This window comes from Bradyrhizobium sp. (assembly GCF_035935975.1).
Taxonomy (GTDB): domain Bacteria; phylum Pseudomonadota; class Alphaproteobacteria; order Rhizobiales; family Xanthobacteraceae; genus Bradyrhizobium.
This window is the reverse complement of record NZ_DASYWN010000041.1, coordinates 551,146-570,430: the sequence shown is the minus strand read 5'-3', so window position 1 is coordinate 570,430 and position 19,285 is coordinate 551,146. Positions and strand designations below refer to the sequence as shown.

Annotated in this window: 20 protein-coding genes and 1 pseudogene; 6 read left to right on the top strand and 15 right to left on the bottom strand. The window is 65.0% G+C overall.

The features are described 5' to 3' along the window. The first annotated feature begins 89 nt into the window (after positions 1–89). The 5 genes from VGR99_RS25555 to VGR99_RS25535 are packed head-to-tail and all read left to right on the top strand — an operon-like array spanning position 90 to position 3,927. Positions 90–932 carry an electron transfer flavoprotein subunit beta/FixA family protein gene (locus VGR99_RS25555; protein WP_326902355.1) on the top strand — a complete coding sequence of 281 codons (843 nt, stop codon included), beginning with the start codon at positions 90–92 and terminating at the stop codon, positions 930–932. A 19-nt stretch (positions 933–951) separates the two neighbouring features. Next, on the top strand, positions 952–2,058 hold the full coding sequence (locus VGR99_RS25550; protein ID WP_326902354.1) for an electron transfer flavoprotein subunit alpha/FixB family protein: 1,107 nt from the start codon (positions 952–954) through the stop codon (positions 2,056–2,058). A 16-nt stretch (positions 2,059–2,074) separates the two neighbouring features. Further along, a complete protein-coding gene (locus tag VGR99_RS25545) occupies positions 2,075–3,382 on the top strand; it encodes an FAD-dependent oxidoreductase (RefSeq protein WP_326902353.1) in 1,308 nt (435 codons plus the stop codon). Between the two features lie 38 nt (positions 3,383–3,420). Then, positions 3,421–3,717, top strand: coding sequence for a ferredoxin family protein (locus VGR99_RS25540; protein WP_025037776.1), 297 nt, complete (start codon positions 3,421–3,423; stop codon positions 3,715–3,717). 3 nt (positions 3,718–3,720) lie between these two features. Then, positions 3,721–3,927 carry a TOBE domain-containing protein gene (locus VGR99_RS25535; protein WP_061026950.1) on the top strand — a complete coding sequence of 69 codons (207 nt, stop codon included), beginning with the start codon at positions 3,721–3,723 and terminating at the stop codon, positions 3,925–3,927. Here VGR99_RS25535 and VGR99_RS25530 read toward each other — a convergent pair. The 4 genes and pseudogenes from VGR99_RS25530 to modA form a co-directional block, all read right to left on the bottom strand. Continuing rightward, a complete protein-coding gene (locus tag VGR99_RS25530) occupies positions 3,901–4,509 on the bottom strand; it encodes a DUF2478 domain-containing protein (RefSeq protein ID WP_326902455.1) in 609 nt (202 codons plus the stop codon). The two genes, VGR99_RS25535 and VGR99_RS25530, sit on opposite strands and share 27 nt — an antisense overlap. A gap of 60 nt (positions 4,510–4,569) precedes the next feature. Next, a pseudogene (modC, locus tag VGR99_RS25525) lies at positions 4,570–5,271 on the bottom strand (molybdenum ABC transporter ATP-binding protein); the annotation flags it as partial. After that, positions 5,268–5,954 (bottom strand): molybdate ABC transporter permease subunit, encoded by a 687-nt coding sequence (modB, locus tag VGR99_RS25520; RefSeq protein WP_326902351.1) that lies wholly within the window; start codon positions 5,952–5,954, stop codon positions 5,268–5,270. The pseudogene modC and the gene modB, both read right to left, overlap by 4 nt. Before the next feature lie 5 nt (positions 5,955–5,959). Further along, entirely contained in the window at positions 5,960–6,712 is a 753-nt protein-coding gene (modA, locus tag VGR99_RS25515; RefSeq protein WP_326902349.1) for a molybdate ABC transporter substrate-binding protein, read from the bottom strand. Positions 6,713–6,947: 235 nt separating this feature from the next. Here modA and modD point away from each other — a divergent pair, with 235 nt between their 5' ends. Continuing rightward, entirely contained in the window at positions 6,948–7,877 is a 930-nt protein-coding gene (modD, locus tag VGR99_RS25510; RefSeq protein WP_326902348.1) for a ModD protein, read from the top strand. 273 nt (positions 7,878–8,150) lie between these two features. Here modD and VGR99_RS25505 read toward each other — a convergent pair whose 3' ends face one another. The 11 genes from VGR99_RS25505 to VGR99_RS25455 all read right to left on the bottom strand — a co-directional run bounded on the left by VGR99_RS25505 (position 8,151) and on the right by VGR99_RS25455 (position 19,271). Next, positions 8,151–9,125 carry a tripartite tricarboxylate transporter substrate-binding protein gene (locus VGR99_RS25505; RefSeq protein ID WP_326902347.1) on the bottom strand — a complete coding sequence of 325 codons (975 nt, stop codon included), beginning with the start codon at positions 9,123–9,125 and terminating at the stop codon, positions 8,151–8,153. A 24-nt stretch (positions 9,126–9,149) separates the two neighbouring features. Further along, a complete protein-coding gene (locus VGR99_RS25500; protein WP_326902345.1) occupies positions 9,150–9,866 on the bottom strand; it encodes a GntR family transcriptional regulator in 717 nt (238 codons plus the stop codon). A 23-nt stretch (positions 9,867–9,889) separates the two neighbouring features. After that, the gene (locus VGR99_RS25495) at positions 9,890–10,603 is read right to left on the bottom strand and encodes an SDR family oxidoreductase (protein WP_326902343.1); all 714 of its coding nucleotides are present in this window, start codon (positions 10,601–10,603) and stop codon (positions 9,890–9,892) included. 51 nt (positions 10,604–10,654) lie between these two features. Next, a complete protein-coding gene (locus VGR99_RS25490) occupies positions 10,655–11,425 on the bottom strand; it encodes an SDR family oxidoreductase (RefSeq protein ID WP_326902342.1) in 771 nt (256 codons plus the stop codon). A 15-nt stretch (positions 11,426–11,440) separates the two neighbouring features. After that, complete coding sequence (locus tag VGR99_RS25485) at positions 11,441–11,821, bottom strand: carboxymuconolactone decarboxylase family protein (RefSeq protein WP_080139730.1); 381 nt, start codon at positions 11,819–11,821, stop codon at positions 11,441–11,443. 29 nt (positions 11,822–11,850) lie between these two features. Continuing rightward, positions 11,851–13,089, bottom strand: a complete 1,239-nt coding sequence (locus VGR99_RS25480) for an ABC transporter substrate-binding protein (RefSeq protein WP_326902340.1) — start codon at positions 13,087–13,089, stop codon at positions 11,851–11,853. A gap of 33 nt (positions 13,090–13,122) precedes the next feature. Further along, the gene (locus VGR99_RS25475) at positions 13,123–14,352 is read right to left on the bottom strand and encodes an ABC transporter substrate-binding protein (protein WP_326902454.1); all 1,230 of its coding nucleotides are present in this window, start codon (positions 14,350–14,352) and stop codon (positions 13,123–13,125) included. 40 nt (positions 14,353–14,392) lie between these two features. Continuing rightward, complete coding sequence (locus tag VGR99_RS25470; RefSeq protein WP_326902339.1) at positions 14,393–15,100, bottom strand: ABC transporter ATP-binding protein; 708 nt, start codon at positions 15,098–15,100, stop codon at positions 14,393–14,395. Next, entirely contained in the window at positions 15,087–16,862 is a 1,776-nt protein-coding gene (locus tag VGR99_RS25465) for a branched-chain amino acid ABC transporter ATP-binding protein/permease (protein ID WP_326902337.1), read from the bottom strand. Before VGR99_RS25465 ends, VGR99_RS25470 begins: the two co-directional genes overlap by 14 nt. 2 nt (positions 16,863–16,864) lie before the next feature. Then, complete coding sequence (locus VGR99_RS25460; protein WP_326902336.1) at positions 16,865–17,800, bottom strand: branched-chain amino acid ABC transporter permease; 936 nt, start codon at positions 17,798–17,800, stop codon at positions 16,865–16,867. Between the two features lie 79 nt (positions 17,801–17,879). Further along, a complete protein-coding gene (locus VGR99_RS25455) occupies positions 17,880–19,271 on the bottom strand; it encodes an MmgE/PrpD family protein (protein WP_326902334.1) in 1,392 nt (463 codons plus the stop codon). Positions 19,272–19,285 lie beyond the last annotated feature (14 nt).

The following is a 19,285-nucleotide window of genomic DNA, read 5'->3' as shown; positions in this document are numbered from 1 at the left end:
GCGTCTGATTTCGGTCACCTCTGCAGTTGGTACGACACTTGCTGTTCTTCTTGTGAACCAAGTTCTGGAGCCGAGACCTGGAGAAACGCATGCATATCGTCGTCTGCATCAAGCAGGTCCCCGACTCCGCGCAGATTCGCGTGCATCCCGTGACCAACACCATCATGCGTCAGGGGGTGCCGACCATCATCAACCCCTACGATCTCTTTGCGCTGGAGGCAGCGCTCGAGCTGCGCGATCAGTTCGGTGGCGAGGTCACCGTGTTGACCATGGGGCCGCCGTCGGCCGAGGACTCCTTGCGCAAGGCGCTGACCTTCGGCGCCGACCGCGCCGTGCTCTTGACCGACCGCTTCTTTGCCGGAGCCGATACGCTCGCCACGACCTATGCGCTTGCCACGGCGATCCGCAAGGTCTCGACCGAGTTCGGCGCGCCCGATCTCGTTTTCACGGGCAAGCAGACCATCGACGGCGATACTGCCCAGGTCGGTCCCGGCATCGCCAAACGGCTCGGCCTGTTGCAGCTCACCTATGTCGCGAAGATCAGCGCGCTCGACCTGGCGGCGCGGACCATCGACGCCGAGCGGCGCTCGGAAGGCGGCGTGCAGATCCTGCGCACGAGATTACCCTGCCTCGTCACCATGCTGGAGGCGACCAACCAGATCCGCCGCGGTGCGATGGCCGATGCGCTCCGTGCCGCGCGTGCCCCGGTCGTGAAGTGGAGCGCGCAGGATGCCGGCGTCGAGGACATCTCGAAATGCGGCCTGCGCGGCTCGCCCACCATCGTCAAGCGGGTCTTCGCGCCCGCGGCGCGCAGCGAGAAGGCAACGCTGATCGAGCCCGGCGAGCAGCCGGCGGAGGCGCTGATCGACGCCATCTTCGCGCGCCAAGCGGGGCTCGAGACCGAGCTCGCCACGCTGGCGCGCGGCTTCTGAGGCAAGGGGAGCAAGCATCATGGGCACCGCACCGAAGACCGCCGCATCTGCTTCCGGACGCGCCGCGACCAAGAAGGAGCTGCCGGAGCATTTCAAGGCCTATAAGCACGTCTGGGTCTTCATCGAGCAGGAGCGCGGCCAGGTGCACCCGGTGTCCTGGGAGCTGATGGGCGCCGGCCGCAAGCTCGCCGACAAGCTCAAGGTCGACCTCGCTGCCGTGGTGATCGGACCGGAGGGAGAGGCAACGCAGAGCGCCGCCGCCGAATCGTTCTGCTACGGCGCCGACCTCGTCTACATGGTGGCCGATAACCTGCTTGCCGACTATCGCAACGAGTCCTACACCAAGGCGCTGACCGACGTCGTCAACACCTACAAGCCCGAGATTCTTCTGCTTGGCGCCACCACGCTCGGTCGCGACCTCGCCGGCTCGGTCGCGACGACACTGCTGACGGGGCTGACCGCGGACTGCACCGAGCTCGACGTCGATACCGACGGCTCGCTTGCCGCGACCCGCCCGACCTTCGGCGGCTCGCTGCTCTGCACGATCTACACGCTGAACTACCGGCCGCAGATGGCGACCGTGCGCCCGCGCGTGATGGCGATGCCGGAGCGCAATCCGCGTCCCGTCGGCCGGATCGTCGGTCATCCGCTCGGCCTCGTCGAGGACGACATCGTGACCAAGGTGCTGTCGTTCCTGCCCGATCGCGATTCCGCAAAGTCCAATCTTGCCTATGCCGACGTCGTCGTCGCCGGCGGGCTGGGGCTCGGATCACCGGAGAATTTTCAGCTGGTGCGCCAGCTCGCAACAGTGCTCGGTGCCGAATATGGCTGCTCGCGCCCGCTGGTGCAGAAAGGCTGGGTCACCTCCGACCGGCAGATCGGACAGACCGGCAAGACCATCCGGCCGAAGCTCTACATCGCCGCCGGCATCTCCGGGGCGATCCAGCACCGCGTCGGCGTCGAGGGCGCCGATCTCATCGTGGCCATCAACACCGACCGGAACGCGCCGATCTTCGAGTTCGCCCATGTCGGCATCGTCACCGATGCCATCCGCCTGTTACCGGCGCTGACGGCGGCGTTCCGTGCACGGCTGTCGCCGCATTCGCGGGACCGGATCGCAAGCTAGGAGAGGGAGAAGCGCCATGATCGAGGAAAAATTCGATGCCATCGTCGTCGGCGCCGGGATGGCCGGCAACGCGGCGGCGCTGACGCTGGCCCAGCGCGGGCTGAAGGTGCTCCAGCTCGAGCGCGGCGAGTATTCCGGCTCGAAGAACGTGCAGGGCGCGATCCTCTATGCCGACATGCTGGAGAAGCTCGTTCCCGATTTCCGCGAGGACGCGCCGCTGGAGCGGCACCTGGTCGAGCAGCGCTTCTGGATGATGGACGACCGTTCGCACACGGGCCTGCACTACCGCTCCGACGATTTCAACGAGGAGAAGCCGAACCGCTACACCATCATCCGTGCGCAGTTCGACCGGTGGTTCTCGCAGAAGGTCCGCGACGCCGGCGCCATCGTGCTGTGCGAGACCACGGTGACGGAGCTCGCGCAGGACGCCTACGGCAAGGTGATCGGCGTGCGCACCGATCGCGCGGACGGCGAGATCCATGCCGACGTCGTCGTGCTGGCGGAAGGCGTCAACGGCCTGCTCGGGACGCGCGCTGGTCTGCGGGAGCGGCCGAAGCCCGACAAGGTCGCGCTTGCCGTGAAGGAGATGCACTTCCTGCCGCGCGAGACCATCGAGGCACGCTTCAATCTTCGGGGCGACGAAGGCATGGTGATCGAGGCCGCCGGCACCATCTCGCGTGGCATGACCGGCATGGGCTTCATCTATGCCAACAAGGAATGCATCTCGCTCGGCATCGGCTGCCTGGTTGCTGACTTCCAGCGCACCGGTGAGACGCCGTATGGCCTGCTTGACCGCTTCAAGCGGCATCCCTCGGTCGCTCCCTTGATCGAGGGCTCCGAGGTCAAGGAATATGCCGCGCACCTCATTCCCGAGGGCGGCTTCAACGCGATCCCGCAGCTCTACGGCGAGGGCTGGGTCGTGGTCGGCGACGCCGCGCAACTCAACAACGCCATCCATCGTGAAGGATCGAACCTTGCAATGACCTCGGGCCGGATCGCAGCGGAGGCGATCTTCCAGGTCAAGTCGCGCAAGGATCCGATGACGGCGGAGAACCTGTCGCTCTACAAGAAGATGCTGGACGAGTCCTTCGTCATCAAGGACCTGAAGAAGTACAAGGACATGCCTGCGCTGATGCACACCCAGTCGCAGAACTTCTTCCTGACCTATCCGGAGCTGGTTTCCAAGGCGATGCAGAACTTCCTGCGCGTCGACGGCACGCCGAAGGTGGAGAAAGAGAAGACGACGTTCAAATCGTTCATCAAGGCGCGCTCCTGGAGCGGGCTGTTCGGAGACGCTTTCCGCCTCGCGCGCGCCTGGCGGTGAGACAAGGAAACGCAACACTAGCGATGGAGACCAAAGCCATGTCGATCGAGCCATCCGTGCGTGTCGAGGACAAGCTGTTCTACAACCGTTACCTGGTCGATGCCGGCCGGGCGCACATCAAGGTGCGGCCGCACACCACGCCGTCCCCGGAGCTCTTGAGCATGCTGAAGGCCTGCCCGGCACGGTGCTACGAGCTCAACGACAAGGGCCAGGTGGAGATCACCGTCGATGGCTGCATCGAGTGCGGAACCTGCCGCGTGATCTGCGAGGGGAGCGGCGACATCGAGTGGAGCTATCCGCGCGGCGGCTACGGCGTGCTGTTCAAGTTCGGTTGATCCATGAAGCTCAGCGCCCGCAACATTCTCCCCGGACGGGTCATCGCCGTCACCAAGGGCACGACGACGGCCCATGTGAAGATCGAGCTCGCGCCGGGGCTGGTGGTGTTCTCTGCGATCACCAACGAGGCCGTCGACGATCTCGCCCTGAAAGTGGGCGATACCGTCTCGGCGGTGATCAAGTCATCCGACGTGATGATCGGCAAGTAGTGCCGCTTGGGCGTCGGCGGGCAGACGTGCCGCGCGGGCCCGCTTCATGCGCGATGACAGATCCTGCCACCAGCCCTCGATCGCACTTCGTTCACACAACAGGCTGGTGCCGATGCCGCCGGTAAAATCGTTCCAGGCGTCCAAGCATTTTTCGGGCACGGCCGTAAGCACGGGGATACCGGCGGCGATGGCGTTGGCCAGCTCGTCGCGCAGGCCTTCGCCGGCCGCTTCCTGCTTGGAGAACTTGTTGATCACGACGAGATCGACATCTGCCGCGATGGCGCGCGTGACGGCGACGGCCGCTTCGGCAAGTCCCGCGGAGTCGAGCTTGCAGGCCGTGGCGCCAGAGCCGAGCGGCTGACAGATCGATATCTCGCGGCTGGTCATGAGGTCGATCGCCTGCATACCAACCTGACAGCCGCCGCCGTCCTTGATATTGCGCTGGACGACCCCGCCGATCCGCTCATGCGATCGCACCAGAGTTTCGGCGAAGTCGGCGAGCAGGGTATCGACGTCGTCCTTCGGATGGTAAAGAATCGCGGCGACGCGGTTCGGGTCGATGTCGTGGAAGTCGATCGGCATAGCGGGCATCCTCGTCGGGTTTCCTACGCTCTTGCGTCGATCCGAGCAATCTCCATGCCGATCGCGGCTCGCGCGAGGCGGTGGCGCCGGACGGAAGTCGTCTAGCCGTCCCGCGCCGACGACGCGGCCGTGTTCCATCAGCACCAGATGATCGGCAAAGCGCTCGATCTCCGTCATGTCGTGGCTGATATAGAAGACCGGCAGTGACAGTCGCGCATGCACCCGCTCGAGGAACGGCAGAATCTCGTTCTTGGTGGTGCGGTCGAGCGCGGCCAGCGGCTCGTCCATCAGCAGGAGTTTTGGCTGTGACAGCAGAGCGCGGCCGATCGCCACGCGCTGTCGCTCGCCGCCGGAGAGGCGATGCGGCGATCGGTCGAGCAGCCCGGCGAGGCCGAGCAGCTCGATGACCTCGTCGAAGTCGATCTGCGCGCCTGCGGCCCTCGGTGCGCCGAACAGGAGATTGCCGCGCACGGAAAGATGCGAAAACAGGCTGGCTTCCTGGAACACGTAGCCGATCGGCCGCCGATGCACTGGCCGAAACGATGAACGATCCTGCCAGATTTCGCCATCGACCGCACAAAAGCCGTCGGCCATGCGTTGCAGGCCGGCGATGCAGCGCGCCACGGTGGTCTTGCCGCAGCCTGACGGGCCGAAGATCGCAGTGACGCCAGAGGCGGGCACGCTGAGCTCGGCATCGAGCGTGAAGGCGCCGAGCCTGCCGCGGAAGGCCGCGTTGATCCGGCCGGGTTCGGCGTGCCTCATGCGGCCTTCCTTCTGCTGCGCTTGTCGATCAGCGTCATGGTCAGGATCACTGCGAAAGCGAAGATCACCATACCGCCGGCAAGGACACTTGCCTCTCGCCAGCGCGAGGTCTCGACATAGTCGAAAATCGCGACCGACAGTACCTTGGTGTGGCCGGGAATGTTGCCGCCGATCATCAGGACCAGACCGAATTCGCCGACCGTATGTGCAAAGCCAAGCACTGCGCCGGTCATGAAGCCCGGCCGGGCGAGCGGCACCGCGACGCTCCAGAACGTGCGCAAGGGCGACGCCCGCAAGGTGGCGGCGACCTCGAGCGGCCGCTCGCCTATCGCAGTGAAGGCGTTCCGGATCGGCTGCACGACGAAGGGCATCGAATACACCACCGAGCCGATGATCAGGCCTTCAAAGGTGAAGGCGAGCGTGCGTCCGCCCCACAGGCGCGCGATCCATCCGCCCGGCCCGTCAGGACCGAGCATGACCAGCAGGTAGAAGCCGAGCACGGTCGGCGGCAGCACCAGCGGCAGGGCGACCACGCTTGCGACGATCTCGGTCCACCATCCCGTCGCGCGCGCCAGCCACCAGGCGAGCGGAGTTGCCAGCACCAGCAGGATCACGGTCGAGATGGCGGCAAGCTCGATCGTCAACAGCACTGACTGGCGGATCTCCGCCGACCAGACCTCCATGCGCGTCAGCTCTGCCCGTCCAGCACGTAGCCGTATTTCTCGATAATGGCGCGCGCCTCGGGTCCCCTGAGGAAGGCGATGAAGGCGCCCGCGGCTTCGTTGCCGGCGCCGGTCTTCAGCAGGACCGCGTCCTGGCGGATCGGGTTATAAAGCGACTGCGGGACCTCCCAGCGGGAACCGGCATCGCTACCGGTCAATTGCGACAATGCGACGAATCCGACCTCGGCGTTGCCGGTCTCGATGAACTGATAGGCCTGGGTGATGGTCGCGCCTTCGACCAGCTTCGGCTTCAGGGCGTCGTACAGGTTCAGCGATTTCATGGTCTCCACGGCGGCGAGCCCGTAAGGCGCTGCGGCCGGATTGCAGATCGAGAGCTTTGCGAACGACGCGGCCTTCAGCGTTTCCTCGCCGGTCACGACGCCAGGCGATTTGCTCCATAGCACGAGCTTGCCGATGGCATAGGTGAAGCGGCCGTCTGGGACCGCAAGACCGTCCTCGACGAGCTTTTTCGGCCGGGAATCGTCGGCGGACAGGAATACCTGGAACGGCGCGCCCTGGGTGATCTGGGTATAAAACTGCCCGCTCGCTCCGAAGCTCAGCACCGCCTCATGACCGGTCTTCTGCTTGAAGAGCGCGGCGATCTCCTTGGCAGCATCGGTGAAGTTGGCGGCCACGGCGACATTTGTCTGCGCGGCCTGTGCTTGCGTGAACGCGAGCAGCAGGACCGTGGCGGCGGCTATGGTGCGAAACAGCTTCATGATGAACTCCAGCGGGCGGCAATCGCATCCGCGCAGCCTGATTGCTGCGAGGCGTCGCCCATGAACGGTTCAGCAATCGGCGTGCCGGATCGATGGGCGGATTTTGGTGTGCGCCTTGCAGTAACAGGTATCGAAACAGCGGAATTCCCGCCAATCGCAGCGGCGGGACCGACGATCCATGTCGGCTTTCCGACAAAGTCGTCGACAAGCCGACACCAACGAAGGGAAGCACGATATGGCGACCGTTGCATCACGCGCCGAACTCGAAAGGCTGCTGGAAGACGACGTCCCCTACGGCGATCTGACCACCGAGGCGCTTGGAATCGCCGCCATCAAGGGCGTCATGCATTTTGTCGCACGCGCGCCGATGGTGCTTGCGGTTGCCGAGGATGCCGCTGAAATCATCGAGCTCTCCGGTTGCAGGGTCGAACTGTTTGCCGCATCCGGCTCGGCGCTGGAGCAGGGCGCGCCGATCCTGGAAGCGCGAGGTCCGGCCGCGGCGCTGCTCAAGAGCTGGAAGGTCGCGCAGACCTTGATCGAGATCTGGTCGGGCGTGGCCAGCGAGACCCGTGCCATCGTGGATGCGGCGAGGGCGGTTGCTCCGCATATCCCGATCGCCTGCACGCGCAAGAACGTGCCGGGCACCAAGCGCTTTGCCGTGGCGGCCGTGAAGGCGGGCAGTGCCGTCATGCATCGGCTCGGCCTCTCGGAGACGGTGCTGGTGTTTCCGGAGCACCGCGCCTTCCTCGGCGAGCGGCCGCTGTTCGAGGCGGTCGAGCGATTGCGCCAGGCGGCGCCGGAGAAGAAGCTGGTGATCGAGGTCAAGACGGCCGATGCCGCACTTGCCGCCGCGGTTGCGGGCTTCGACGTGATTCAAGCCGAGAAATTCTCGCCGGCCGAGATCGCTGCGTTGGTCAAGCGCATGGGTTCGATGGCCTATACGCGCGCACGTCCCATCATCGCCGCAGCCGGCGGGGTGAACGCCGGCAACGCGGCGGACTATGCGGCTGCCGGCGCCGATGTCCTGGTCACGTCTTCGCCCTATCTGGCCAAGCCGAAGGATGTGCAGGTGCAGATCGCTCCTACCGGCGAGAATGCAGCCTGGGTGCGCGATTCCCTCGGCTCAAGGGTGGAGGCGCATGTGAATCCGGTCTGCAGCGACTAGCCTGCCGTTTGACGGTTGTTGTCCGTGTCGGCTGGCGTCTGCCGGCGCGCGGTTACGATCCCCGGCTCGCGACCCAATTGAAGTCTCGTGGTTCGGCCCATCTGGCGGAGGACTGAAGCTCGTCCACCGCCACTTATCTTGATGCGCTTAAATTTGCGCTGGTTATCGCGCTCCGGACATGCGCCGCGACGGATGATTTCCGTGAGGGCGTCAGCGCGTTCTTCGATAGGCGCCCCCACGCGGTTCTAGGGCCTTGCTACGCCGCAAGGTCGTCTACTGCGGCTCGATCCCGGCCGACTTGATGATTCGTCCCCATTTGCCGATCTCAGCCTTCAGGAACGTTTCGAGCGCTTCGGGGGTGGCACGCTCGGTCTCGACCGGCGCCATGCTGAGCTCGGCGAAGCGGCTGATCAGGGCGGGATCCTTCAGGGCCGTCTGCAGCGCACCGACGAGATGGTCGACGACGGGCTTCGGCGTGCCGCGTGGCGCGTAGAGGCCATACCAGGTCGTGACATTGAATTCGGGAACTCCGGCTTCTGCTGAGGTCGGTACGTCAGGCAACGTCGCGACGCGCGTCTTGCTGGTGATGGCGTAGCCCTTGATCGTTTTCGACTGGATGTACGGCGTCGGCCCGGTCGCGGGATCGCAATAGACGTCGATATGGCCGGCTATGACGTCGTTCAGCGCAGGTCCGCCGCCCTTATAGTAGATCTGCGAGAGTTTTGTATCGGTGGTGCTCATGAACATCAGGCCGCAGAGCTGCGAGGCCGAGCCGAGACCGACATTGCCGAAGGTCATCTTGTCGCCCTCGCTGCGGATGCGTGCGATCATCTCGCCGAGATCGTTGGCCGGAAAGTTCGGCCGGGCCACCAGAATCATTGGCACGTCGGTCACGAGCCCGATCATGGCGAAGTCGCTGACAGGGTCGAACGGCAGTTTTGCGTAGAGCGCGGGCGCAGTGGCCTGGCCGACATGCATCAACAGCAGCGTATAGCCATCGGGCGCAGCCTTGGCGACGCGGTTGGTGCCAAGCGTACCGCCGGCGCCGACGACATTCTCGATGACGATGGACTGTTTCAGCGTCGCGCTCATGGCGTTGCCGAGGATTCGCGCGATGACGTCGCCGGGGCCGCCGGCGGAGAATGGCACGATCATCGTGACCGGGCGGGAAGGGTAGTCGTCCGCGATCGCGGTGCCGCAAGGGTAGAGCAGGAACAACAGGATCAGCGATCGTACGAGATACGTCATCGAACACTCCCTGGCGGCAATTTTTTAGTCGTCGGAAGGCGCCGCCTCCTTGGCCGCCGACGATTTTTCAATCATGTCGAGCGCGGCTACTGCGGCCGCATTGATGTGGTCGACGCAGCAGCGCTCGGCGAGGTCCGGATCGCCGCTCTGGATCGCGCGCCAGATCGCGGTGACCTCGCGCAGGCTTTTGTTGATCCGCTTCGGCTGCGACATCGACGTGATCCGCAACAGCTGGATGCGGTCGTGGAGCGGCTTGAGCATGCGCTCGATGAAGGCATTGCGGCAGCCGCCGATCAGCGCGCCGTAAAAATCGGTCTTTGCTTCCAGGCAGCCGACCAGATCCTGCTTGGCGGCGGCGGCCTTCAGCCGCGCGAGCGCATCACCGATTCGGCGCGCGACCTCGGGGTCGTTGAGGCGGGCGCATTCGCGGCCGGCGTATCCTTCGAGGACCGCGCGTGCCGCGTAGAGCTGCCGAGCTTCCTCCAGGCTGATCGTGGAGACCACGGGGCCTCGGTGGGGGACGGAGTTGACCAGGCCGTCGGCCTCGAGGGCGCGCAGCGCTTCGCGGATCGAGGGACGGCTGACACCCATCATTTCGCAGAGCTCGCGTTCGACCAGGCGTTGGCCCGGTTTCAGCGTTCCCGACATGATCGCCTCGCGCAGCTTTTGCGCGACCATCGCCCGGACGGTCGGGACGTCCTCGATGCGGAGTGTCGACTGCAATTCGCTACGTCTTTCCATGTCCGGGTCCTGGTTGGGAAAAGTCAGTACCGGTTTACAGGCAGAATCATCATTTCGGCAATTTGAACATGCGGCGGCTGGTCAAGGGCAAAGACGATTGAGCGGGCGATATCGGCCGGATCGAGTGCCATACTGAACTGGTCGAAATAGTCCTTTTCCTTCTGCTGATCGCCGCGATAGCGGGTCAGGATGATATTGGTCCGGGTCAGGCCGGGCTGGAGCTCGGTAACCCGAATTGCGGTTTCCGCCAGCTCGCCGCGGAGGGTCTCGGTGAACATGTGCACCCCCGCCTTGCTGGTGCTGTAGGCGGCCATGTCAGGCACGATCCGGACCGCGTTGATGGAGCTGATGTTGACGATATGGCCGGTATTGCGCTGGACCATGTCAGGGAGGATCGCCCGGGTGACGCGCATCAGGCCGATCAGGTTGGTCTGGATGATGTTGGACCAGTCGTCCGCCGAGCCGATATCGAAGCGGGTCCGCCCGCCGATGTCGTGGCCAGCATTGTTGATGAGAACGTCGACCGGCTTGAAATGACTGGGAATGGCGTCCGGGAGGCCATCCACCGCCTTTGCGTCGCTGATGTCGAGCTGGATCGGAAACACGGCGTCCCCGCCCGTCGCTGCCAGCTCCTGAAGTGCCTTGGCGTCGCGATCGACCAGCACGACACGGCGGCCGCTCTCCAGCAGCGCCTTGGTGATGGCACGTCCCATGCCGCCGGCGGCGCCCGTCAGCACGACGGTCTGGCCTGATTGTTCAAACATCGCAGCGCTCCCATTCCAATGACTTCATGCGACGGACCAACCGCCATCGATCGGCAGGCTGGCTCCGGTGATGTCGTTTGCGGCCGGACCGCAGAGAAAGACGACCATAGCGGCGACGGCATCCATTTCGACGAAACGCTGCGTCGGCTGGCGCTCGCCGAGATACTCATGTGTGACGTCGTCGATCGGACGGCTGCTGTTCGACGCGATCGTCGCGATCTTGTTGAGGATGGCGGGTGTCGGCAGCGTGCCCGGGCAAAGCGTGTTGCAGGTGATGCCGCTACGGGCCGTCTCGATGGCGACGGCGCGGGTGATACCCAAAATTGCCGTTTTGGTGGTGACGTAGTCAATGCGGTCCTCGACCGCGCGGTTCGAATAGATCGAGCCCATGTTGATGATCCGGCCCCAGCCCCGCTGCTTCATGGCCGGCAATGCCAGGCGGATCAGATGGAACGGGGCCGAAAGATTGACGGCCAGCGCCTGTTCCCATTTTTCGGGCGGAAACTGCTCGACAGCGGAGAAATGCCGGACCACGGCGTTGTTGACCAGGATGTCCACGGCGCCGCAGCGGTCGAGCAGATCGGCCATCATGGCCTCGATCGGCTCGCGCTGGGCGAGGTCGACGCCGGCCGCGATGACCTCCACGCCGAAGCGGGCGCGCAGATCATCCGCGGCCTGCCTCGGCGCCACGAGATCGTGAAGGACGATGTTGGCGCCTGCGCCCGCAAGGCCTGTCGCGATGGCGTGGCCCAGGCCCGCCGTCGCGCCGGTCACGAGTGCCCATTTGCCCTTCATCGCAGCCGCGCTCCGTTACTTCTTGTCGAGCTCGGCGAAGACTTCCTTGGCGTTCCGGAATGCGTCGACGCCGGCCGGCACGCCGCAATAGATTGCGACCTGCATGAAGACTTCGCGGATCTCCTCGCGCGTTGCGCCATTGGCGAGGGCGCCGCGGACGTGGGTTTTCAGTTCGTGCGGACGGTTGAGCGCGCAGAGCATTGCGAGGTTGAGGAAGCTGCGGGTCTTGCGCGTGAGGCCCTCGCGGCCCCAGACGTAACCCCAGCAATACTCCGTGGTGAGATCCTGCATCGGGCGATTGAACTCGTCGGCGGACGCGATTGCCTTGTCGACGAACTCGTTGCCGAGCACGCTCTTGCGGATTTCGAGACCGCGGTCGTAAGTTGCCTTGTCCATGATGTTCTCCGTTTCTTGTTGTGGCGGTGTCAGGTCTTCGGCCAGAACGGTTTTGCCAGCGCGAGCTCTGGCGGAAACACCGTCACCGGCACGCCGGCCTGCCACTGCACGATGGTCATCCCCGCGCCGACGCGGCGGCCCTTCTCGTCGAACTTGATCTCGCCCAGCGGGTAATATTTCGACGGGCCGGCATCCATGGTCCGCAGCGCCTCGCCGACGGCCACGCGATCGACCTTGCCGGCCTTCTCCAGCGCGTCCTTGATCACCCACATGTCGCCATAGGTGGAGATCGCGTTCTGCGTCATCCACGGCTCGTTGTAGCGGGTCTTTAGCTCGGCGATCAGCGCTTCGTGGCCCTTGGCGCCCCAGCTTGCGACGCAGGTCAGCACGCCCTGGAGCAGTTCGGGGCTCACGGTCTGTAGCATGTCCGGCTCGGCGATCGCGATGCCGAACGAGATCGTCGGCACCTTGCCCTGGCCGAGGCCGAACTCGTTCATCTTCTCGAGCAGGAGCTTGGCGTCCGAGATCACCGTCGGCAGGAAGAACAGCAGATCGGGTTTCGCCGAGCGGATCTTCTGCACCAGCGACGTCGCGTCCGCCAGCGGCGGCGTGAATGTCTCGTCGACGATCAACTGCAACTGGTTCTCGGCCAGCAGGCCTTCGCGCATCGCCTTTGCGGAGGCGATCGAGGCTCCCGTGTTGTCGGTCAGGATCGCAACCGTCTTCGGTCGCTTGCCGGAAGCCGTCTCCGCCAGCTTGATGAGCTGGGGCAACGCCTGCCTTGCCTGCGAACCCGCGGTGGCCGCGGTCTGGAACACGTATTTGAATCCGCGCTCGGTGATGAGGTCGGAGTAGGAGAGGGTGAGCATGGGCAGGTTTGCGCGCTCGGTCACTTCGGTCACCGCGAGGGTGAACGAGGACAGATAGGCGCCGCTGGCCGCGACCAGATCGGTCTCCTGTGCGACCATGCGTTGCGCCGCGTTCTTGGCCTTCTCCGTAGTGTCGCCGGAATCGAGCACGACCAGCTTCAACTTGGCGCCCCCGAGCGCCTTGACGCCGCCCTGCGCGTTGATGTGATCGACAGCCATCTCGGCGCCTTCGCGCATCACCGTGCCCGGCCGGGCATAGATCCCGGAGATCGGGACCAACAGGCCGACCTTCACTTCTGACGGTTGCTGCGCCCAGGCCGAGCGGGATGCGATCAATGCGCCTGAGGCGCCGGCAAGCAATGTTCGGCGAGTGATCGTGATCTTGCTCTTTGCGGTCATGACAATTCCCCTCCCTGAAAAATCGCGCATTACTTAGGATTTCTTCGGCCAGAACGGCTGGGCCTGCGCGAGCTCGGGCGGATAAACGGTGACAGGCACGCCCGATTGCCATTGCACGATGACGACGCCAGCGCCGACGCGACGGCCCTTCTCGTCGAACTTGAGCTGACCGCCCGGGTAATATTTCGAGTCCCCGGCATCCAGCGTCCGCAAGGCCTGCGCGACCGCGTTGCGGTCGGCCTTGCCGGCCTTTTCCAGCGCTTCCTTCATCACCCACATGTCGCCATAGGTCGAGATGACGTTCTGCGTGGCCCAGGGCTCCTTGTACTTGGCCTTGAGCTCGGCGATCAGCGCTTCGTGACCCTTCGCGCCCCAACTCGCGACGATGGTCATGATGCCCTGCACGATCTCGGGGCTCACGCTCTGGAGCATGTCGGGCTCGGCGATGGTGATGCTGAAGGACACCGTCGGGATCTTGCCCTGGCCGAGGCCGAACTCGCTGATCTTCTCCAGCCCGAGCTTCGCGTCCGACACCGCATTCGGCATGAACAGCAGCAGGTCGGGCTTTGCCGAGCGGACTTTCTGGATCAGCGGCGTCGCATCCGACAGCGGCGGGGTCCAGACTTCCTCGACGACGAGCTGGAGGCCTTCCTGAGCGAACAGCTTCTCCTTGAGCGCCTTGGCCGTGGCGACCGAAGTCGCGGTGTTGTCCATCAGCATTGCCACGGTCTTCGGGCGCTTGCCGGAGGCGTTCTCGGCGAGCTTCATCAGAGTCGGCAGGCCGAGCTCGGATTGGCGGCTCGCCGTCGCGGCGGTCTGGAAGATGTATTTGAAGCCGCGGTCGGTCAAAAGGTCCGAGTAGGACAGCGTCAGCATCGGCAATTCGGCGCGCTCGGTGACCTCGGTCACTGCGAGCGTGAAGGAGGAGAGGTAGGAGCCAGTAGCGGCGACGAGATCGGGCTCCTGTGCCACCATGCGCTGCGCCGCATTCTTGGCTTTCTCGGTGGTGTCGCCGCAGTCGATGACGACCAGCTTCAGCTTGGCGCCGCCGAGCGCCTTGACGCCGCCCTGCGCATTGATGTGCTCGATCCCCATCTCAGCGCCCATCTTCATCACCTGGCCCGGACGGGTGTAGATGCCGGACAGCGGTACGATCAGCCCGACCTTCACTTCGGCCGGTGCCTGTGCGCGCGCCACGCCGGCGAGGCCGACGGCGGCGGCGCCGGACAATACGGTACGGCGCGAGAGCCCTTTTGATGTCATCCCCATTACGTTCTCTCCCTTGTCCTTGTTTTTATGTTGATCACATGCCGAGATAGGCTTTGCGCACGCGGTCGTCGGCGCGCAGCGTGTCGTTGTTGCCTTCGAGCACGACGCGTCCGGCTTCGAGGACGTAGCCCTGATCGGCCGATTCCAGCGCTTCCGCGACGCGCTGCTCGACCAGCAGCATGGTCAGCCCGGACTGGCGGCGGATCTCGATCAGCCGGTCGAAGATGAAGTCCGCGGTCGACGGCGCGAGCCCCATCGAGGGCTCGTCCAGCATCAGCAGCTTTGGCGAGGAGGCGAGACCGCGGCCGATCGCGAGCATCTGCTGTTGGCCGCCGGACATCGTGCCGGCGAACTGATCGCGGCGCTCCTTCAGCACCGGAAGCCATTCGAAGATGCGCTCGATATTGACCTGCCAGTCGCGGCGGCCGCTCTCGGTCATCGCGCCCATCTCCAGGTTCTCCATCACGGTCAGCGACGGGAATACCTGGCGGCCCTCGGGGACGTGAGCGATGCCGAGATGGGCGCGCTGCGGCGGCGGCACTGCGAGCAGATCGACGCCGTCAAACGTGATCTTTCCGCCGCTCGGCTTCACGATGCCGGAGATCGTCTTGAACAGCGTGGTCTTGCCGGCGCCGTTGGGGCCGACGATCGCCACGAACTGGCCGGCGCCGACATTGATCGAGACGTCGTTCAGGACGGGCTTTGCGGAGTAGCCCGCGCTCAATCCCTCAATTCGCAGCATGGCCCACCCACTTCTTGCCGAGATAGGCCTCGATCACGCGGCTGTCGCGCGTCACGACTTCCGGCAGGCCCTCGGTGATGACGGCGCCGTGGTCGAGCACGAGGAAGCTGTCGACCAGCCGAACCATCGCCTGCATGGTGTGCTCGATGATGGCGATGGTCATGCCGTCGCGCGCGAGTTGCTGGATCACGGCGACGACCTCGTCCGCCTCGCTGTGCCCGAGGCCCGCGAGCGTCTCGTCGAGCAGCAGGATGCGCGGCTGGCCGGCGATCGCGCGGGCAAGCTCCATCAATCGCAGCTCCTTGGTCGACAGCTCGCCGGCAACGCGATCGGCGACGGCGGAGAGTCCGACGCGCACGACGGCGTCGGCGGCCATCTTGCGCGCCTCCTCGTCGGACCGCGCGCGCACATAGGCGCCGACCACGACATTGTCGAGGATCGACATGCGCAGGAACGGTCGCATGATCTGGAAGGTGCGGCCGATGCCGGCCTCGCAGATCACGTGCGGACGCTGGCCGGACATGTTGCGGCCGTCGATCAGCACTTCGCCCTGGCTCGGCTTCAGAAAACCATTGAGGAGGTTGAACAGCGTGGTTTTGCCCGCGCCGTTGGGACCGATGATGCCGAGGATCTCGTTCCGGTGCAGCTTGAAGCTGACATCCTGCACCGCCTTGAGGCCACCAAAGGAACGCGAGAGGTTGCGAACCTCGAGCACGACTTGGCCGGTGGCGGCGCGCTGCCGCGCGGCGTGCTTCAGCGTCGTGATATTAGCGGCCGCCGCTGCTTCCGGCGCGTCGCTGACGGTCGCCTTCGATGCAGTTCGTTTGCGCAGGAGATCGCGCAGTTTCCAGAACAGGCCTTCCGGCGCGAGCAGGATGACGCAGACGATGGCGAGGCCGAAGATGACGCCCTGAATGCCGGGGATCCGCGCGCCGGCCTCGGCGTGCAGGATCTCGGCGAGCGGGATCAGGATCACCGAGCCGATGACCGGACCCCAGACCGAGCCGACGCCGCCGAACATCGCGACCGTCAACGCCTGCGCCGACACCAGCATGCCGAACACCGATTGCGGGGTCACGACCAGCAGGACCTGCGCATAGAACCCGCCGATGGCGGCGGCGATTGCCCCGCTCAGCGTGATCGCGCGCAGTTTCCAGGCTAGCGTGTTGATGCCGGCGGCTTCGGCCGCGGCCTCGTTCTGCTTGATCGCGAGCAGCGCCATGCCGAAGCGCGAGCGCTCGATCACTTGCGTCAGCACGATGGTGGCCAGCATGATGGCGAGCCCCAGCAGGGTGTAGATGTGGGGATCGGCGAACTGCATATAGGCGATCGGCGCGTCGCGCTTGATCGGGAGCGTCACCTCCTGGAAACCGAGCCATTCGAACACGTAGAGAATGGCGAGCGGATAGGCGAGCATCGCCAAGGCGAAATAGTGACCCTGCAGGCGGAAGGTCGGAAATCCGATCAGCAGCCCGGCGATGCCGCCGAGCGTGGCTGCGATCGGGATCAGCAGCCAGGGGGAAATGTTGAAGTAGATTTGCCCGAGCGCGGTCACGTAGGCGCCGATGCCGAAGAAGGCGGCGTGGCCGAACGAGATCAGCCCGGTGTAGCCGCTGAGCAGGTTCCAGGACAGACCGAACACCGCCCACACCGGCACCAGCGTCAGGATGAGCTGATAGTAGGAGTTGGTGACGCCGAGCGAGATCCCGGCATAGGCGAGCGTGAAGAGCAGGGGAGGAAGAAGGGAACGCATCCGGAGCATGGTCACGTCCTTTCGACCATGCGTCCGAAGAAGCCTTGCGGACGGAAGAAGATGATGAGGAGAAAGACGGCGAAGATCGCGGCGTTCTGCAATTGCGTCGGCAGAATCAGCGTCGACATCTGCTGCACGAGACCGATCGTCATGCCGCCCCAGAACGCGCCGATGATGCTGCCCATGCCGCCGAGCACGACGCCGGCATACATGACGATGACGTATTCGAGGCCGACGAAGGGGTGGAACGGATAGTTGGTGGCGAGCAGGCCGCCCGCAATCGCGGTGATGCCGCAGCCTAGCGCGAAGGCGGTGCGGTGCGCGCGGTCGACGTCGATGCCCATATAGGTTGCGGCGGTCGGATTGTCCGCGGCGGCGCGCAGCGACTTGCCGATCCGGGTGCGCGTGATCAGCAGCGAGAGCAGGATCATCATGGCCAGCGAGACGATCGCGTCGATGCTGCGCGCCTTGTTGAGGAAGATGCTCATGTCGAAGAAGGGGCCGAGTTCCCAGGCCGAGCTCGACAGCGGCGTGCGGATCGAGGCCAGTACCGAGCCAAACACGATGAGGCCGCCGTTCTGCAGGATCAGCGCGATGCCGAGCGTGAGGATGAGCTGGGCGTAGTGGCCTTCGCCTTCGAGCGAGGCGGTGCGCGTCCCCGACACGTGCGAAATCAGCGTCCGATGGACGAAATAGCCGAACACGGCGAGCACGGGGCCAGCCAAAAGAATGGCAACGAACGGTCCGACCGTGTTGCCGAACAACGCCTGCACGCCGGCAGCGGTGAAGAGATAGAAGGCGGTATACATGCCGAGCATCATGAAATCGCCATGGGCGAAATTGATGACGCGCATGACGCCGAAGATCAGTCCGAGCCCCACGCACATCAGGCCGTAGACGGCACCGATCAACAGGCCCGCGGCGAGCGCTTGCAGAAATCCCTCCATCAGCCCCGCCTCCGCGCTGCCGACGATTCTAAGCTGGTCTCCAAGCCGACCATGTTTCCCCCGTACTCTCCGGCATTTCTTATGATGCCGATCGTAAAATCCGTTCCGTTTCCAGGCGGCACTGCGCTGCGATGGCGTCGGCGTTACCGAGCCGTTCGCAGTCGTCGATGAGTTGCTCGAGCCGATGTGCGCGGTCCTCGCCGAGGGCCCTGGTAGCGGCAGCGCGGAAGCGTGCGCGAATATCTGCCGGCGTTGCGGCGATGACGTCGGGCAGGGTGTGCCGGATCGACCGGCCGCCGCGCAGGTGAACGGTCACCTCCGCGCCCTGCTTGCCGGGGAAGGCGGCGGTGAAGCCGGCATCGGCCTTGAGGTCAGTCACCTCGACCAGGCGGATGATGTCGGCATCGTCGAGCTCGGAGTAATTCTCTTCCTCGATCTTGCCCCGCGCCAGTGTCGCGGCGACGCTGAACGGAATGCTCATCTTGGCTTGAAGGGCGTTGCGGTAGGGGCCCGTGGAATCGCAGCCGGGGTACCGAACGGCAGCCTCTGGCGCGCGAATGACGACGCGGTCGATCTCCTCGGCACTGGCGAGCTCGTGTGAGACGCGGAGCGCGGCTTGAGCGGCGGTCTGCGCGAAATTGCAGGCCGGGACCGGCTTGTTGTAGACGGCCATGATCTCGCAGTTGCCATTCGGAAAGAGCGCGATGCTGGCCGGCGCGGCCTGGCGACGATAGGCGGCGAACAGGCCGGCTTTGCCTTCGAGGATCGTTTCCGAGCCGAAAGCGCCGGCCGCGGCAAGGCCGATCGCCTTGATCGCGTTGCTGGCGGCAAAACCCGGGTGGAAATACATGTCAGAGCCGACGGCATGCGGCCACTCGTTGAGTCCGCTCGACGTGTTGGCTGCGATCGCAATGGCGCTGGTTGCGGCATCCTCGGACAGGCCGAGCGCGAAACTTCCTGCCAGCGCTGCGCCCGGAGGCGCCACGAGGCCCGTGGGGCGGTAGAGGCGTGCAAGGTCGGAGGTCAGGAGCGCGCGGCCGATCCGCGCGCCGGTCTCATAGCCGATGATGGCGGCCGCTAGCAGCCTGGCCCCGTGCAACGGCGCTTGTTCCGACAGCGCCAGCAGCGTCGGCCAGATCACAACGCCATGGTGCGCGATGCTGGCTGCATGCATATCCTCGCGGACGAGGCCATGCCCCATCACCGCATTGGCGAAGGCGGCGTCAGCCGGCGAGGAGAGTTGCGAAGTGCCGATGATCGTCGCGCTGCCGCCGGCTTGCGCGATCGCAATGGCCTGACGGCTCCAGGGATGGCTGCCTGCCTCGAAGGCGCAGGACAGGAAGTCGAGCAGGCAGAGCTTTGCCTTGGCGACGACTTCGGGCCCGAAATCTCCGAGATCCCGCGCAAGCACGCTCCGCGCCATCTGGCGCGCGAGCGAGACCTTGGCTGAACCGGTCGGGCCGATCGTCATCGCAATCGTTCCCC

Excerpts from the sequence above, each read along its gene's own strand:
- VGR99_RS25505 (WP_326902347.1), bottom strand. The coding sequence starts at position 9,125 with ATGACGTATCTCGTACGATCGCTGATCCTGTTGTTCCTGCTCTACCCT.
- modD (WP_326902348.1), top strand. The coding sequence starts at position 6,948 with ATGGCGACCGTTGCATCACGCGCCGAACTCGAAAGGCTGCTGGAAGAC.
- VGR99_RS25470 (WP_326902339.1), bottom strand. The coding sequence starts at position 15,100 with ATGCTGCGAATTGAGGGATTGAGCGCGGGCTACTCCGCAAAGCCCGTC.
- VGR99_RS25535 (WP_061026950.1), top strand. The coding sequence starts at position 3,721 with ATGAAGCTCAGCGCCCGCAACATTCTCCCCGGACGGGTCATCGCCGTC.
- modA (WP_326902349.1), bottom strand. The coding sequence starts at position 6,712 with ATGAAGCTGTTTCGCACCATAGCCGCCGCCACGGTCCTGCTGCTCGCG.
- VGR99_RS25550 (WP_326902354.1), top strand. The coding sequence starts at position 952 with ATGGGCACCGCACCGAAGACCGCCGCATCTGCTTCCGGACGCGCCGCG.
- modB (WP_326902351.1), bottom strand. The coding sequence starts at position 5,954 with ATGGAGGTCTGGTCGGCGGAGATCCGCCAGTCAGTGCTGTTGACGATC.
- VGR99_RS25475 (WP_326902454.1), bottom strand. The coding sequence starts at position 14,352 with ATGACATCAAAAGGGCTCTCGCGCCGTACCGTATTGTCCGGCGCCGCC.
- VGR99_RS25485 (WP_080139730.1), bottom strand. The coding sequence starts at position 11,821 with ATGGACAAGGCAACTTACGACCGCGGTCTCGAAATCCGCAAGAGCGTG.
- VGR99_RS25465 (WP_326902337.1), bottom strand. The coding sequence starts at position 16,862 with ATGCTCCGGATGCGTTCCCTTCTTCCTCCCCTGCTCTTCACGCTCGCC.
- VGR99_RS25460 (WP_326902336.1), bottom strand. The coding sequence starts at position 17,800 with ATGGAGGGATTTCTGCAAGCGCTCGCCGCGGGCCTGTTGATCGGTGCC.
- VGR99_RS25555 (WP_326902355.1), top strand. The coding sequence starts at position 90 with ATGCATATCGTCGTCTGCATCAAGCAGGTCCCCGACTCCGCGCAGATT.
- VGR99_RS25490 (WP_326902342.1), bottom strand. The coding sequence starts at position 11,425 with ATGAAGGGCAAATGGGCACTCGTGACCGGCGCGACGGCGGGCCTGGGC.
- VGR99_RS25540 (WP_025037776.1), top strand. The coding sequence starts at position 3,421 with ATGTCGATCGAGCCATCCGTGCGTGTCGAGGACAAGCTGTTCTACAAC.
- VGR99_RS25455 (WP_326902334.1), bottom strand. The coding sequence starts at position 19,271 with ATGACGATCGGCCCGACCGGTTCAGCCAAGGTCTCGCTCGCGCGCCAG.
- VGR99_RS25545 (WP_326902353.1), top strand. The coding sequence starts at position 2,075 with ATGATCGAGGAAAAATTCGATGCCATCGTCGTCGGCGCCGGGATGGCC.
- VGR99_RS25530 (WP_326902455.1), bottom strand. The coding sequence starts at position 4,509 with ATGCCGATCGACTTCCACGACATCGACCCGAACCGCGTCGCCGCGATT.
- VGR99_RS25500 (WP_326902345.1), bottom strand. The coding sequence starts at position 9,866 with ATGGAAAGACGTAGCGAATTGCAGTCGACACTCCGCATCGAGGACGTC.
- VGR99_RS25480 (WP_326902340.1), bottom strand. The coding sequence starts at position 13,089 with ATGACCGCAAAGAGCAAGATCACGATCACTCGCCGAACATTGCTTGCC.